Consider the following 15,570-nt stretch of genomic DNA (forward strand, 5'->3'; position numbering starts at 1 on the left):
ATTAGCCCCAGTTTCCCGGGGTTATTCCGGTCTTACAGGCAGGTTGCCCACGTGTTACTCACCCGTCCGCCGCTCGTTCCACGAGCTTCACCCCGAAGGGATCCACTCGCTTCCCGCGCTCGACTTGCATGTATTAGGCACGCCGCCAGCGTTCGTCCTGAGCCAGGATCAAACTCTCCATAAAAGTTAAGTTTGACTTGCTCATTTGCACACCGAATGTGCTTGTTTAAAATCTCTTCTATATAAGAAGAAATGTTTGACGTACTGGTTGGTTCGTTCAGTTTTCAAAGATCAATGTTTGGTTCGCCGCTTCAAAACAGCGACTTAATCAATATATCATGTTCAGTCATTATCGTCAACAACTTTTTAAGATTTATTTTGTTAAGCCGTTGCGGCTTGCCGCTCTCTTAATGCGACAAATAATAATTTACCATGGTTTTTGAATTAGTTCAAGTGATATTTTATTAAAAAATAATTCTGATTATTATTCAACCTTATTCATCTTCCAAACAAAAGAAAAATCCCCCCGGCTCGCACCGGAGGGATGGATATTTAAGAATCACGATTTCTCATTTGAGGAAACAGCAGCACGTCACGAATGGACGGGGAATCTGTCAACAACATAACAAGACGATCGATCCCGATACCAAGACCACCTGTTGGAGGCATCCCATATTCCAATGCCTCAAGGAAATCTTCATCCATCATATGTGCTTCATCATTACCTTCTTCTCTTTCTTTTAATTGAGCTTCAAATCTTTCTCTTTGATCAATCGGGTCGTTTAATTCAGAGAAAGCATTGGCATGTTCACGACCAACGATGAACAATTCAAAACGATCCGTAAACCTTTCATCCTCAGGATTCTTCTTCGCAAGAGGAGAGATTTCTATCGGATGTCCATAAATAAATGTAGGTTGAATCAATTTTTCTTCTACACGCTGTTCAAAAAATTCATTAACAATATGACCGAATGTCATCGTATCTTTAATTTCAATCCCATGCTCATTAGCCAATTCTTTTGCCTGCTCATCACTCATATGCTCCCAGAAATCTACACCTGTATGTTCTTTAATCGCGTCCACCATATGGAGACGAGTCCAAGCTGGTTCCAACTCAATCTCTTGTTCGTTATATGTCACTTTCGTAGTACCAAGCACATCTTTAGCAATGTGAGCGACCATATCTTCTGTTAAGTTCATAATGTCATGATAATCCGCATACGCTTCATAGAGCTCAATCATTGTGAATTCTGGATTATGGCGAGTGGAGATTCCTTCATTACGGAATACACGGCCGATTTCATAAACCTTCTCTAATCCACCGACAATCAAACGTTTCAAATGCAATTCAATAGCAATACGCATATAAAGCTGCATGTCCAATGCATTATGGTGTGTAATAAACGGGCGTGCTGAAGCTCCGCCGGCAATTCCATGCATTAACGGCGTTTCAACCTCTAAGAAGCCTAAGCCATCAAGGTAACGACGCATAGACTGAATAATTTTGCTTCGAAGGACAAAAGTATCTCTACTATCAGGATTGGTAATCAAATCTAAGTAACGTTGACGATAGCGTTGCTCAACATCTTGCAAGCCGTGGAACTTTTCAGGGAGTGGACGCAGAGACTTGGTTAACAACTGATATTCTGCAGCTTTAACGGACAGCTCTCCTACATTTGTTTTGAACATCACTCCTGAAACGCCGACAATATCTCCTAAATCAGCAGACTTGAAAAGAGTATCATAAGCTTCTTCCCCGATTTCATCTTTACGTACATACAACTGAATTTGCCCTGTAAGGTCCTGGATATGTGCGAAACCCGCTTTTCCCTTTCCGCGCTTTGTCATAATCCGTCCAGCAATTGTTGCGGGGAGCTGCTTTTCCTCTAGCTCCTCTTTGGTATAGTGATCATATTTTTCTATTAAGTCCCGGGCGTAGTCTGTTCGTTCGAATTTGTCACCGAATGGGTCAATGCCCTGTTCGCGGTGAGTACTCATCTTATCGCGCCGCACCCGCATATGTTCATTGAGTTCTTCTGTCATTGCTATCACTCCATTCCCTGATCTTTTTGGATACTTACCGTTACAATAACAAAAACTGCCAGCATGGGACTGGCAGCATCTAACTATCGTTTAGTATAAAAAAGTACTATAGGCGTGTCAATGTTGAGAGGTTTAAGATGCTTGTATTTTCTCCTCTAATTCATCATCGAATTCATAAAAGGGAGGACACATTGTCTCTCTGGTTCAGCTTGGATTAATACGGTGACGGATTCGTCTGTTCCCTTTCATATACCATGACCCCGCACCTGTTTGACGTCATTCCGTTTAAATTCTCCCCCACTCGGACATACTGTCTACTTCTTCCGAAGGTAACAAACCGAGGGCCTCTCCTGCCGTCTGTTTCAAATGAGGAAGGTAGGTTTTAGGATCCAAGTCAGCTAAAGGGACCATGACAAACGCCCGCTCATGCATATGAGGATGGGGAATCGTTAAATGCTCGGCATTCATATTTTCATGATTATAAAGTAAAATGTCAAGGTCTATCGTGCGTGGTCCCCATTTCACCAGTCTTTTCCTCCCCAATACACGTTCAATTTCCTGACAGTATTGAAGAAGTTCTGAAGGGGATAAGCCGGTATTTATACGAATGACCATGTTTAGGAAATCATTTTGTTCCGTATACCCCACAGGGGCCGTTTCATAAACAGCTGACTTTTGTTCAATATTGATTTCTTTATGTTCCTTTAGAAGAATAATCGCGTCTTTTAGGAAGTTTTCTCTCGGCGTGATATTGGAACCTAATGCAATATAAGCCTCATTCATGTCGTACGTCTCCGATAGATCTCAACAGCAACCGATTTGTAATGGCCCGGGATGGGAGGATCAGGTTTGTAAACTTTCACAAGGCTCCCCTCCAATAATGGGAACTCCGCGAAAAGTTGATGAGCAATCATTTCAGCAACGGTTTCGATTAACTTATATGCCTGGCCTTCCACTATTTTTTTCGTAACCTCATAAATAGCGCCATAATCAATCGATTTTGTCATATCGTCAGATTCGCCCGCTGGCTTCAAGTCCAGTTCAAGCTCAAGGTCCACATAAAATCTCTGGCCAAGTTTGTTTTCTTCCGGAAAAAGACCATGATACCCCCAAAACTCCATTTGATCTACATATATTTTATCCATTCCCTTCACCCTTTCCAAGCATGGCATCCATCATTCGAGTCATCCGTATCATCGGTTGCACCTCATGCACACGAACGATTTGAACTCCCTGGGCCACTCCATAACACACAGTTGCCCCTGTTCCCTCCATCCGTTGGTCTTTCGGGAGGTTCAATGCCGTTCCTATAAAAGTTTTTCTGGAAGTACCTAATAAGATGGGATAACCCAGTTCATGCAATTGATTCAGGTTGCGCATAACTTCCAGGTTTTGATCCTGAGTTTTGGCAAAACCTATGCCTGGATCAAGAATGATGAACTCTTCCTTCACCCCTGCCTGTTTAGCTGATTCAATACTTTTGTGAAGGTCTTTTTTTATATCATCCATTAAGGATGTGTACTCTTTATTCGTGCGATTGTGGGTGAGTACAATAGGTACATTATATCGAGCAGCAACATCAGCAATTTCCGGCTCCTTCAGCGCTCCCCAAACGTCATTAATAATGGATGCTCCGGCCTCCACAGCCTTTTCTGCAACCTTAGCTTTATACGTATCAATGGATATGGGAATACGAACCGACTCTTTAACTGCCTCAATAGCAGGAATAACACGCGCCAACTCTTCATCTGTTGATACAGGATCGTGACCAGGACGAGTAGACTCGCCCCCAATATCAATGATATGTGCCCCTTCTTCTTCCATAGCCTTCGCTTGTTTCACAGCCTGATCAATATCAAAATACAGTCCCCCATCTGAAAAAGAATCAGGGGTTATATTTAGAATACCCATGACAAGCGTTTGTTTAGTTAAATTATATGTTTTTTCGGATGTTCTTAGTTCATTGACCATATGCGTCTCTCCTCGTTTCCTTCATTCTCTCCCCCTATCTTACATCATTTCAAAGTTTCTATCACACTTGTCATCCAGGAGGGGATTACGGCATGGAGATAAAAATATCCGAAACAAAAGTAAAACTGCACTCCGCTTTGGGAAGTGCAGTTTTTTCATACGCTTATTCTCCATCAAAATCATAAAGAGGGGTAGAGAGATAACGCTCTCCATTACTAGGTAGAACAGCCACAACTTTTTTTCCTTTCCCCAGCTTCTTCGCCACCTGTTTTGCTACATGGATAGCAGATCCAGAAGAGATTCCTCCCAGGATTCCGTCTTTTCTTGCGGCATCTCTGGCTGCTGCAAAAGAATCTTCCTTGGAGACAGTCACGACTTCATCATAGATATCTGTATCGAGGATCCCTGGTACGAAACCAGCACCAATCCCCTGGATTTTGTGAGGGCCGGGCTCTCCACCAGATAATATAGCGGATTCTTCCGGTTCTATCGCATAAATTTGAATATCTGGATACTTTTCTTTCAATACTTTACCAGCGCCGGTTATTGTACCGCCTGTGCCGATCCCGGCTACAAAAGCATCAAGTTGGCCGCCCATCTGCTCGACAATTTCCGGCCCTGTTGTTTTTTCATGTATAAGAGGATTCGCTTCATTATTGAATTGTTGTGGCAGAAAATAACCTTCTTTTTCTTGAAGTTCAGATGCCTTTTTAATAGCACCTTTCATCCCTTCGCTTCCCGGAGTTAATACGAGTTCGGCTCCATAGGCACGTAAAAGGTTGCGACGCTCTTGGCTCATCGTATCCGGCATAACAAGAACCGCTTTATACCCTTTAGCTGCTGCAATCATTGCTAAACCGATACCAGTGTTTCCACTCGTCGGTTCTACAATTGTATCTCCTTCCTTCAAGCGGCCGTCTTTTTCGGCCTCTTCAATCATCGATAAGGCAATACGATCCTTGACAGAGCTTCCCGGGTTCATATATTCAAGTTTCAGATAAATATCAGCACTATCTTCCTCTGCACTGCCATTTAATTTAACTAGTGGAGTCTGACCTACTAATTCACTTACGTTATTTACGATTCTCATTATACTCACTCCTAAAACCAAGTATTTTTATAGGATTTAACCCTAATGTACTGAATACTGAAGGAATTGTCAAACATTTCAATCATATATAAGAAAAGAAAAATGACGAAACGAACGTTTCGCCATTTATTGAATCATCATTTTACTTGCTTATGAGGGAGAATCAGTTCCATTAGACTGCAGCTCCTGAAGTTCTTCCACATTGAATTGGTAATCTTCATTACAGAAATGGCACTTCGCCTCTGCTCCCTGGTCTTCTTGAATCATTCGTTCAATTTCTTCATCCCCAAGGCTGGCAATGGCCATCTCTACCCGTTCGCGTGAGCAATGACATTGGAACTTCATAGGCAAGGTATCCAGTATACGGACATTTTCTTCCCCAAGGACGGTGTGTAAAATCTCTTCCGGCGTCTTTCCATCCCGGACTAACGATGAAATGGCTGGCATCTCAGATAGTTTCTTTTCGATTTGATTAGTTGTCTCATCATCAGCTCCAGGCATCATTTGAATAATGAAACCTCCCGCTGCAAGAATGGAATAATCGGTATCGACAAGAACACCTGCACCTACAGCAGATGGGACTTGCTCAGAATTCGCAAAGTAATAAGTGAAATCTTCACTGATCTCTCCAGAAACTATCGGGACCTGACCTGTGAAATGATCTCTCATCCCAAGATCTTTTACAACGCTTAAGGTCCCAGAAGTACCAACCGCACGCCTGACATCTAATTTACCTTGTGCGTTAGATTCAAAGTCGACATGAGGGTTCTTAATATATCCCCTTACCTCCCCTTTTGAGTTCGCATCTGCAATAATAGCTCCTGCAGGGCCGTCCCCCTCAATTTTCACTGTGAGTTTATCGTCCCCTTTGAGCATAGCGCCCATCATTCCACTAATGGTCAACGTTCTCCCAAGTGCTGCGGATGTTGTGGCCCAGGTGTCCTGTCTACGCCTCGCTTCATCAACAGTTTCAGTTGACTGAACCGCATAGGCTCTGACTTGTCCATCGAAACCTACGGCACGCACTAAATAATCTGACATGCTATTCATTCTCCTTTAAATGCTTTTTTCTCTTTGTTCCGTTGGTATATCTTATGAAGACCTTTCAATGTCAAAAAAGGATCTACATGGTCGATTGTTCGCGATTGACCGGCAATCAGGTTGGCAAGTCCGCCTGTTGCAATCACTGTCGGTGTCTGATCCGACGTTTCTTTCATGCGGCGTACGACTTCGTCTACCTGGCCGACATATCCATAGTAAACACCAGACTGCATCGCCTCTACTGTACTCTGTCCAATTACTTGATCCGGACTCTTAATTTCAATTTTCGGCAGTTTGGCCGCTTTAGCATACAAGGCTTCCATGGAAATATTCACACCAGGAGCAATAGCGCCTCCAAGATACTCACCTTCCGCATTGATATAACAATACGTCGTAGCCGTTCCAAAATCAATAATTACTAGAGGAAGGGGGTACTCATCGATAGCTCCCACTGCGTTCACCACACGGTCAGCTCCTATCTCACTAGGGTTCGGATACCTCATTGGCAGACCGTGGTCCACGGCCCCCTCACCAATAATCATCGGTTGCTTTTTAAAATAATATCGGGACATACGATCGAGTGCAAACATTATAGGTGGAACAACGGAAGAAATAATAACGCCGTCCATATGTTCAAAACTTAAACCTTCATGGTCGAAAAGGGATTTAATAAGCATACCGAACTCGTCTTCTGTTTTGTAACGGTCGGTTTTAATTCTCCACTGGTACTTTAAGGAGTCATCTTCAAATACACCTAGTACAGTATTGGTATTTCCCACATCAAGGACAAAATTCATACATGCAGCCTCCCGTGTCATTTCCTTCGGCTACCATCATATCATAAGACCCTACCGCTTCGCTCCTACCTCACACACAAAAAGCCACACCACCCAAATTTAGGGCTGATGTGGCTTTGCTTGTGATTAAGAACGACGGTCCTCTGAATCAGATGGACCTTCATCTTTTGTTTCTTCTTGTTTATCTTCCTTAGTTACTTCATTCGAAGGTTCTGTTCCGTCTGTTTGTTCATCTTCTTTTGACTGGATGGTTAAACGCACATCCTCGTTATCGGAAGACGTATTATTCTTGATTTTTGCGTTGTGTTCCCGCGCAATTTCTTCAAGTTCTTCATCCGTCGGAAGACGACCTTTGTCAAACAGTGAGCGAATTTGAGTTGCATCAAGGGTTTCAACATCCAACAATGTCTTCGCAATCAACTCAAGTTTATCTTTATTTTCCGTCAGAATCGTTTTCGCACGATCATAACAGTATTGAATAAAGTTCTTCACTTCCTGATCAATTTCATAAGCAATTTGATCACTATAATTTTGTTCGTTCTGGATGTCACGGCCTAAGAAGACCTGACCACCAGAGTTGGAACCAAACTGAAGCGGGCCAAGTTTTTCACTCATCCCGTACTCTGTGACCATCTTACGAGCAATACTTGTTGCACGCTGGAAGTCATTGTGAGCACCTGTACTAACTTCACCGAAGATGATTTCTTCTGCGACTCGGCCACCAAGCAATCCTGTAATCTTATCAAATAGTTCAGGTTTTGTCATGAAGTAACGATCTTCTTTTGGAAGCATGACGGCATACCCGCCTGCCTGCCCACGAGGGACAATTGTTACTTTATGAACCATATCGGCATCATCCAGCACCATGCCAATTACTGTATGTCCACTCTCGTGGTGGGCCACAATATCGCGCTCTTTCTTGGAAATGACACGACTCTTCTTAGCTGGTCCTGCAATAACGCGGTCAATTGCTTCGTCTACATCGTCCATATCGACTGCCTTCTTATCTCCACGTGCGGCTACAAGAGCTGCTTCGTTGAGTAAGTTTTCTAAGTCAGCACCAGAAAACCCTGGCGTACGAAGAGCGATTGTTTTCAAATCAACGTTTTCTGAAAGGGGCTTGTTTTTCGCATGAACAGCCAGAACAGCTTCACGACCTTTAACATCAGGGCGATCAACCGTGATTTGACGGTCGAAACGACCAGGACGTAGAAGAGCCGGGTCCAGAATATCTGGCCTGTTAGTAGCTGCGATGATAATAATCCCTTCATTGACACCGAAACCATCCATTTCAACAAGCAATTGGTTCAACGTTTGCTCACGTTCATCGTGGCCACCACCGAGTCCAGCACCACGCTGACGACCTACAGCATCGATCTCATCAATGAAGATGATGCCAGGGGCATTCTTTTTCGCATTTTCAAATAAGTCACGGACACGAGATGCCCCTACACCAACGAACATCTCAACAAAGTCCGAACCACTAATGGAGAAGAATGGAACACCAGCTTCGCCGGCTACTGCCCGAGCGAGTAGTGTTTTACCTGTACCAGGAGGTCCAACTAACAAGACACCCTTAGGAATACGTGCACCGACAGCAGAGAATTTACGAGGGTCTTTTAAGAAGTCAACGACCTCCACAAGTTCCTGCTTTTCTTCATCTGCTCCGGCAACATCTTTAAAGCGTACTTTCTTCTTCTCTTCCGAGTACATTTTCGCCTTACTCTTACCAAAGTTCATAACACGGCTTCCGCCACCCTGAGCTTGGTTAAGCAAGAAGAAGAACAAGATAAAGATAATGACGAATGGAATGATGGAAGTTAGGAAAGTCACCCATGCACTAGGCTGTTCTTCCTGTTCCACAGTTAGGTTGCTCTGTTCTTGAGCTGTCTGTGTAATATTAGCAATCACTTCATCGTTCGCAGGAATCTGCGCTACGAAGGTTTCTCCTTCTTCAGCTCCCTGCTCTTGACCTGTCACGCGAATCACCCCGTTGACAGGCTGAATCGTCATTTCCTGAATCTCACCATTATTCAATTTATTGTAGAATTCATTGACATTGTATTCTGTTTGCGGATCACCTTGACCTCGAAATAGACCGACCACGCCGATAACCACGAGGAAGATAAGTAAGTAAAATATGGTATTACGAAAGATCCGGTTCATTGCCTACCTCCTCCCAAACGAGAAAAACTATAGTAAATACTACCATACCAAAAACGGACGACACAACTAATTACCCTTGACATGAACAATCTAAAACTACTTCGCCAGAATCTATATTCAGCCTCCATAAACCTCAGGCTTCAATACTCCGACGTATGGAAGATTCCGATATTTTTCTTGGTAGTCGAGACCATATCCGACAACAAATTCATCAGGGACTTCGAACCCAACGGTATCTGCTTTAATATCAGCACTGCGCCCCGTCGGTTTATCGAGAAGTGTAACGATTTTGATTGAATTAGCTTTGCGGTATTTAAACAAGTCGACAAGATAGGCCAACGTGCGTCCACTATCAATGATATCTTCAATAATTAGCACATCTCTACCTTCAACCTTTGTATCAAGGTCCTTTACAATTTTGACCTCTCCAGAAGATTCCATACCTCCGTGGTAGCTGGACACATCCATAAAGTCCATTTCCAAATGTGTTTCCATACGCTTCAAAAGGTCAGTCATGAATGGGGTTGCTCCCTTCAATACACCGATCGCCAAAGGGAAATGACCTTCATATTCCTTCGAGAGTTCTGCCCCCATTTCTTTACATTTCTCTTGAATTTCTTCTTCGGAAATCAAGACCTTTTCAATTTCATTATGCATGATTGCTCCTCCTACGTGTCTGCTTTGTTTTTATAATGTAACCGAAGCCACTTACCTGATGAAAGGCTGGTACGTTCCCCACCTTTTTTCAAACCGATTACCCAAAGGATTTTCCCTGTTTGGTCTGTAATGATCGGCCAGGTATTACGCAGACGGGCCGGGACTTTCTGGTCGATAAAAATATCTTTTACCTTTTTCGACCCGTTCATCCCTCTGATATTTATCCGGTCCCCGTCCAGCCTCGTCCGAACAACGAGAGGAGGTTTTACGTGATGCGAATCACATACGTACGTAAAAACATTCTCTGTCTCGTCAGGTTCACACCAGCTTGCCGTAATGTTGGATCCGTCAGGGAGTTCCACAGAACCTTCAATCGAAAGTTCGTATTTATAGCCCTTTTCCTCTTCCCTTTCTTTAAAAGCAAAAGTGATTTCATCATAGGCGCGGGTAATTTTCAACCCTTCCGGGAAATCAAGGGAAACATTCGGTTTTTCATCATTCAAAAGGTTCATAAACATTTCTTCATGCAAGTAAGAAATGTCTTCATTTTGCTTCACATACAGATAGTTCAATATTAGATGAAAGGCTGTCCTTTGTAAAGCAAGCGGGAATGTTTTGAAAGTTCGTTTAGAAAATTGTACGAATTTCTCAACATTTTGCGAAAAATGGACGGTTTCCAATACCTTTTGGGCCTGTTCATTTATGTATGACCTTTCTTCCCTGACCCTTTCGCTCCACGCCTGCATATGCTTATGAAACTGAGGATTTTTCTTATTCATAAATGGTAAAACATGCTGGCGGAAGGCATTACGGGTATAATCTGTTTCGGTATTAGATGGGTCGAGTCTAAACTTTACATTTTTTTCTTCCAAATAGTCAGTGATCTGTTTTTTTGAAACGGTTAGAAACGGGCGTATAATCTGACCACAAGCAAAGGGCCGTACAGCAGGCATGCCTTGGACGGCTTCAGGCCGTGCGCTGCGCAGCAGCTGCATCATGACTGTTTCCGCCTGATCATCTCCATGATGCCCCATAACTAATGCATCCGCTTCGTAAGCGTACATCATCTTCTCAAACCATTGATAACGTAAAGTTCGGGCAGCTTCCTGCGTTCCTTTACCCGTTTCTTTTTTGTACGATTTTACATCCACAGATACCCCTTGGAATTCTATATCCCACTGCTGACAAACTTCTTCAACAAAACAAAGGTCTTCCCCCGATTCTTCCCCTCGTAATTGGTGATCGACAGATAGGACGACTAGACGGAGAGAGGATGATTTCCTCATGGAGCATAAGAAATGCAAGAGAGCCATCGAATCCGGCCCGCCGGACACTGCCACAAGTAACGTTTGATTGGAGCGAATCAGATGGTGTTTAGCTATAAACGAATGGACAGCGTGATCCATTAAAGGTTCCTCCAGTCTCTGTCATTTGTATCTCTTCTTATCGTATCACTATTCGCAATCACTGCAAAAGATAAGCTGTTTATTTCTTCTTTTATTTTTCATATCGTTTCAGAAGACCTTCACATAAGAGGCCGAACATTTATAGATACCTGGAAGGTCAGGGAGGGCAAATGACCAATCCACCAGGAATGTACACTTTTCCTTACCTATAATGGGTCCGGTGTTCTATAGAAAGAAGCTGAGTACTGAGACACCAAAGACCACTCCGGCCGTTAGAGTTAATGTAGCGAGCTCTCGATTCTCAGATTCTTTAGCGCTGCGCCGCTTTTGGACTCGAGATGAGTTTGTGCCACTCCGCTTCATCAATATGTCAGATAGGGCCCGCTTCATATCAGCCGCATTTTGAATCTTCCCTTTCCAGCATTGTTGAATAATACGCCGATAAGGTTTTAACACGGAGGAAGAGGCAAGTTTACTTTCTAACGTTTTATACGGGTGGCTTCCTTTGTCAAATCTTTTAGGATATCCCATTTCCATCATTATCATGGTGACGGCAAATAAATCATACGTCGCCTCTGCTTTTCTCGATCCTAAATTCCAATATCCCCGATCATAAAACTCTGTGTATTCCTTAATCGCACGTCCTATAGCCGTAACTCCCCCAACATCAATCCATCGGACCCGTGAAGAGGATATTAATAAATTTTCTGTTTTCAAATCCCCAAACACGTAACCAGCGTGATGAAGATTCTCGAGATCTGTCAGCAATTGAATGGCAAAGATGCCGACCCAGTCCTTCGTTTTCCCTTTCAAAAATTCAGGCAAAGGAGTTCCGTCCACATATTCCATCACATAAAAAGGGAAAGAACGCCCTGATGGATTGATCCAATCATCGACGTCAACAAAAGAAGGCCCAAGCTTCACCCCTTGGACCTTACTGAATTTCTTGAGCATATTCACTTCCAACATCATGCGCGAACTATCTTCTCCCACCTTCAGGGCATACGTATCCCCTTGCTCGGATCGGCATAAAAAAACAGTTCCACAGGCACCAGCGCCTAACTTTTTGATGGTGGTATAAGTACGCCCGTTCCATTTACCGGTTATTCGACTTCCAGGGGATAAGTCAAAAACCTGTTTCTTCATATGGATCTTCCTCATTTCTCATCCGTTCCATTAATGGTTTCCCTGCAAAGGCATACACCGCTTCCTTCAATGCAGGCCCAGTCGGTGTATACCCCCCACTGTTCAACTTTGAGAAGATCCCATGAATTTCACCCAGTTCCGGTGTCCAGTCGACCATTTTAGTAATGGTCTTTTTCGGATCCGGAAAGGCATAAACACTAAATTGGTTCGATCCTGATCTTGCATTTAAACTTAACGATAAATCAAAAAGCGCCTCCTTTACTGTAGGAAGTTTATGGTGCATACTCGCACTCGTATCCACAAGGACGAGAACTTCAAGATCACTGCTCTCCCCTAATTCATCCACCACTTCAACGACTTCTCCCCGCTGCTCCGGAGGGAGCTCCTCAATAGTCTGATTTTTCCCGAGTATTTCTTGTAATTCTTTATTCACCACCCCTTGAATCGTTTGGGTCATGGCCTGTCTCGTAACCATTTGTACGGTTTGGGACAAACTTTTCTGGTAAACAATTTGACTGACGCCTCCACCTGCCTCAGCAATCGATTCTACTTCTTCAAGCCCTTGTGGCTTGCCATTTTGCCGATCGTCAAGAACGCCAATCACATTGACCGTTATCCCCTGATTTCTCGCAAGCGCTGCGACGACAACAGGGTCTTCTCCATGGTTCGAGCATCCATCTGTCAATAAAAGAATCTGCTTTATTCGGCCTGGTTTCATTGTGCATATCCCTCCTGTTTCGTTGCTTCCATCATCGCCGAAAAGGAGGAATTCTATACTAGATTATGCCTCTTTTTTTGCAGAAGGAATCGATGTCCACTCCGGCATATACCGATCAATCCGCGCCACAATAATTGTCATATCATCAACAATTGCACCTGATTGGGTCCGTATCACCTCTTCCAATAATAGATCCGCCATCACCTGCGGGTCTTCATCTGAAATCTCCTTAATTTTACGCTTGAGCCACATATCTACATTCCCGATTTGTTTCGGTCCTTCTAAAATGCCGTCACTCATCATTATGAGTAAATCCCCTGCTTTTAACTGTTCACTTCTCATATCAACATCAACTTCCGGAATAATCCCTATCGGCAGATTTCCGGCCTCGACAGTGAAAATTTTATCTCCTCTCTTAATATAACTTGGTGTACTGCCAACTTTGATAAACTTGGAGGTAGCCTGATGCAGATCAATTACAGCTAAATCCAAGGTGGAAAATATCTCATCATTTGTCCGCAATGACAAAATGGAATTAATAGATTGAATAGCTACAGACTCCTGGATTCCCGATTGTAGAATCTGCTTTAAAAGTCTTAGCGTTTCCATACTTTCTTCATGAGCACGTTCACCGTTACCCATTCCATCACTAATGGCAAGCGCGTACTTCCCCCTTCCCAGTTCCATCATCGTAAAGCTGTCTCCCGATACAAACCCGCCCCCTTTGGCTGCATGAGCCACTCCAGATTCGATAGAAAAATGCTTCGCAGATCCAAATGATAGATAACACCTTCCGTGTGGGTACGGAGATATCTCTTCCATGGTGACAACGATCGTTTCCCCTAAAATATCGGAAAGTACAGGGGCAATAATCTTTGCACCTTCTCCTCTATAATTATCGACTTCCACAATTAACTCCAGGTCCATATTCCCCGCATCCAAGGAGTAGATTTCTAACTTTTGAATAACCATCCCCATTCGTTCCAGAGCACGGTAAATAATTTGTTCTTTTTGCTCATGGTGTTCCCGCTCTTTCACAATTTCTTTAGCGAAATTCCCCATCACATCAGAAACCCCTTGCAGCTGTTCCGCTACAAATTTGCGACTCTCCAGAACCTGCCGCTTTAATTCTTTATTAGCATGATAAAAAGTTAACTCATGATTCATTGTATCGATCAACTTTTGTGACTTGACGCAGTGCTGATCGATGTTTTTTCTCATTATACGGCTCGGCTCTCCCTTTTCGTCCAGTTCATGCATCAGCTCCGTCATTAAGTGATGGGTATCATCAAACTGATTGACCCAGCATTTTTCTTTCTTAAAACATGATTGGCAGGTCTTTTCCGTGACATGACTTAAAAAATAGTCAATCTCCTCCGCTTCTCCACTATCCTCCTTAGGAGACTCTAAGTGAGTAAAACTCTTAGATAAAGCCTGAAAAACATCTGAAAATTTCCCGACCCTTACAGCCGTGACGTCTCGTACTTTTTGTAAGTATTTTTGTTGTTCCGAATGGTGCTCATCCGTACCTGGAATATACCTGGATAGCTGTTTAACCCAGGAATTTGGAGTCAATACAAATAAGGCCACTGCCCAGGCTGAAGCCCAAAGGGAAGATGGCAGATCTGCCCCACTGCTCATATAAAATCCTATCAATAATGTACCTACGACAAGTCCAGCACTCACACCGGCTTTTTTCCCCTCCTTCAATAAACCTCCTAACAAACCGGAAAAAGCGAGCAGACTCATTTGATAGATATGATCCATATTGGACAGGCTTAACACCAGACCTGTTACGACACCAACTGTCGATCCTATTGCTGCCCCAGCTATATAAGCCAGTAAAATAACTAAATACCTGGCAAAAATATCGACAACCGCCACTCCTTGAACTTGCCAGCCGATCATCCCTGTTAAAACAGAGGCTAATAAAATGATTAAACAAACGATTTCTTCATTTTTTAATGTAGGTTGATACCTTTGAGGTGTTAAAAGCGGAATGCTTTGCATAAAGATAAGTACAAGTATAAAAGCGAGTACTCCTTCTGCCACCATCAAAGTAAGTTCATAGAGCTGCCAACGATCGAGCAATGCTAGACTCGCTGTTCTGGGAATCAAGCTTGCCATTAATGCAATCATCGGCAGCCATTTCTGGGGGTGACTTGTTTTGCGTAAGGCCAGACTTAAGAGCAAAAAAGTCGTCGACGCCCCTACAATAAAACCCGCATGACCGTAGCTGTATGTAGAGGCTCCGGCAGCCATCATAATAGTTACTGGTATGACGAGGGGACGCTTTAACCACCAGATCACCGCTAAAAACGCAACGCCAAAAGGGGCCATAGAAGATAGGATGATGGCTCGTCCCAATAACAAAGCCAGAACCATGTGGAAAATTCCTTTGTTCGCCATGAAAGAAAACGTACCATATGAAGCCCTTCGAACCCCTTGCACAATCCCTGACCCACGAACCGTTGATTGACGACTTTCTTGTTTTGATACAGTTCCTAACATTTTCATCACTCCTTCTTTGTGAAA

The 15,570-nt window shown here is 43.4% G+C and carries 13 protein-coding genes and 1 rRNA gene; all 14 read right to left on the reverse strand.

Annotated elements, in window-relative coordinates; translation table 11 throughout:
* Positions 1-184, reverse strand: a 16S ribosomal RNA gene (locus BLW54_RS19040); the annotation flags it as partial.
* 368 nt (positions 185-552) lie between these two features.
* Positions 553-2,043 carry a lysine--tRNA ligase gene (gene lysS, locus BLW54_RS19045; RefSeq protein WP_074736295.1) on the reverse strand — a complete coding sequence of 497 codons (1,491 nt, stop codon included), beginning with the start codon at positions 2,041-2,043 and terminating at the stop codon, positions 553-555.
* A gap of 285 nt (positions 2,044-2,328) precedes the next feature.
* On the reverse strand, positions 2,329-2,826 hold the full coding sequence (gene folK, locus BLW54_RS19050; protein ID WP_074736298.1) for a 2-amino-4-hydroxy-6-hydroxymethyldihydropteridine diphosphokinase: 498 nt from the start codon (positions 2,824-2,826) through the stop codon (positions 2,329-2,331).
* Positions 2,823-3,188, reverse strand: a complete 366-nt coding sequence (gene folB, locus BLW54_RS19055; RefSeq protein ID WP_074736300.1) for a dihydroneopterin aldolase — start codon at positions 3,186-3,188, stop codon at positions 2,823-2,825. The genes folK and folB overlap by 4 nt, the downstream gene beginning before the upstream one ends.
* A complete protein-coding gene (gene folP, locus BLW54_RS19060; RefSeq protein ID WP_074736302.1) occupies positions 3,181-4,014 on the reverse strand; it encodes a dihydropteroate synthase in 834 nt (277 codons plus the stop codon). Before folP ends, folB begins: the two co-directional genes overlap by 8 nt.
* A gap of 163 nt (positions 4,015-4,177) precedes the next feature.
* Positions 4,178-5,104 carry a cysteine synthase A gene (cysK, locus tag BLW54_RS19065; protein WP_187689710.1) on the reverse strand — a complete coding sequence of 309 codons (927 nt, stop codon included), beginning with the start codon at positions 5,102-5,104 and terminating at the stop codon, positions 4,178-4,180.
* Between the two features lie 150 nt (positions 5,105-5,254).
* Positions 5,255-6,145, reverse strand: a complete 891-nt coding sequence (gene hslO / locus BLW54_RS19070; protein WP_035511825.1) for an Hsp33 family molecular chaperone HslO — start codon at positions 6,143-6,145, stop codon at positions 5,255-5,257.
* Between the two features lie 5 nt (positions 6,146-6,150).
* Positions 6,151-6,942, reverse strand: coding sequence for a type III pantothenate kinase (locus tag BLW54_RS19075; protein ID WP_035511824.1), 792 nt, complete (start codon positions 6,940-6,942; stop codon positions 6,151-6,153).
* 126 nt (positions 6,943-7,068) lie between these two features.
* Positions 7,069-9,108: an ATP-dependent zinc metalloprotease FtsH gene (ftsH, locus tag BLW54_RS19080; protein WP_074736304.1), complete on the reverse strand. Its 2,040-nt coding sequence runs from the start codon at positions 9,106-9,108 to the stop codon at positions 7,069-7,071.
* A gap of 117 nt (positions 9,109-9,225) precedes the next feature.
* Positions 9,226-9,765, reverse strand: a complete 540-nt coding sequence (gene hpt / locus BLW54_RS19085) for a hypoxanthine phosphoribosyltransferase (RefSeq protein WP_035511820.1) — start codon at positions 9,763-9,765, stop codon at positions 9,226-9,228.
* Between the two features lie 11 nt (positions 9,766-9,776).
* Positions 9,777-11,171, reverse strand: a complete 1,395-nt coding sequence (gene tilS / locus BLW54_RS19090) for a tRNA lysidine(34) synthetase TilS (RefSeq protein WP_035511818.1) — start codon at positions 11,169-11,171, stop codon at positions 9,777-9,779.
* Between the two features lie 225 nt (positions 11,172-11,396).
* Positions 11,397-12,317, reverse strand: a complete 921-nt coding sequence (gene prkT, locus BLW54_RS19095) for a serine/threonine protein kinase PrkT (protein WP_074736306.1) — start codon at positions 12,315-12,317, stop codon at positions 11,397-11,399.
* The gene (locus tag BLW54_RS19100) at positions 12,298-13,035 is read right to left on the reverse strand and encodes a vWA domain-containing protein (protein ID WP_035511814.1); all 738 of its coding nucleotides are present in this window, start codon (positions 13,033-13,035) and stop codon (positions 12,298-12,300) included. Before BLW54_RS19100 ends, prkT begins: the two co-directional genes overlap by 20 nt.
* A gap of 63 nt (positions 13,036-13,098) precedes the next feature.
* On the reverse strand, positions 13,099-15,546 hold the full coding sequence (gene spoIIE, locus BLW54_RS19105) for a stage II sporulation protein E (RefSeq protein WP_035511813.1): 2,448 nt from the start codon (positions 15,544-15,546) through the stop codon (positions 13,099-13,101).
* Positions 15,547-15,570: the final 24 nt, after the last annotated feature.

It is taken from the genome of Halobacillus karajensis (genome assembly GCF_900108515.1).
Lineage (GTDB): Bacteria > Bacillota > Bacilli > Bacillales > Halobacillaceae > Halobacillus > Halobacillus karajensis.

Bases quoted from the DNA above. Each gene is read 5' to 3' on its own strand.
- lysS (WP_074736295.1), bottom strand. From the start codon at position 2,043: ATGACAGAAGAACTCAATGAACATATGCGGGTGCGGCGCGATAAGATG.
- ftsH (WP_074736304.1), bottom strand. From the start codon at position 9,108: ATGAACCGGATCTTTCGTAATACCATATTTTACTTACTTATCTTCCTC.
- hslO (WP_035511825.1), bottom strand. From the start codon at position 6,145: ATGTCAGATTATTTAGTGCGTGCCGTAGGTTTCGATGGACAAGTCAGA.
- folB (WP_074736300.1), bottom strand. From the start codon at position 3,188: ATGGATAAAATATATGTAGATCAAATGGAGTTTTGGGGGTATCATGGT.
- hpt (WP_035511820.1), bottom strand. From the start codon at position 9,765: ATGCATAATGAAATTGAAAAGGTCTTGATTTCCGAAGAAGAAATTCAA.
- folP (WP_074736302.1), bottom strand. From the start codon at position 4,014: ATGGTCAATGAACTAAGAACATCCGAAAAAACATATAATTTAACTAAA.
- cysK (WP_187689710.1), bottom strand. From the start codon at position 5,104: ATGAGAATCGTAAATAACGTAAGTGAATTAGTAGGTCAGACTCCACTA.
- prkT (WP_074736306.1), bottom strand. From the start codon at position 12,317: ATGAAGAAACAGGTTTTTGACTTATCCCCTGGAAGTCGAATAACCGGT.
- folK (WP_074736298.1), bottom strand. From the start codon at position 2,826: ATGAATGAGGCTTATATTGCATTAGGTTCCAATATCACGCCGAGAGAA.
- BLW54_RS19075 (WP_035511824.1), bottom strand. From the start codon at position 6,942: ATGAATTTTGTCCTTGATGTGGGAAATACCAATACTGTACTAGGTGTA.
- spoIIE (WP_035511813.1), bottom strand. From the start codon at position 15,546: ATGTTAGGAACTGTATCAAAACAAGAAAGTCGTCAATCAACGGTTCGT.
- tilS (WP_035511818.1), bottom strand. From the start codon at position 11,171: ATGGATCACGCTGTCCATTCGTTTATAGCTAAACACCATCTGATTCGC.
- BLW54_RS19100 (WP_035511814.1), bottom strand. From the start codon at position 13,035: ATGAAACCAGGCCGAATAAAGCAGATTCTTTTATTGACAGATGGATGC.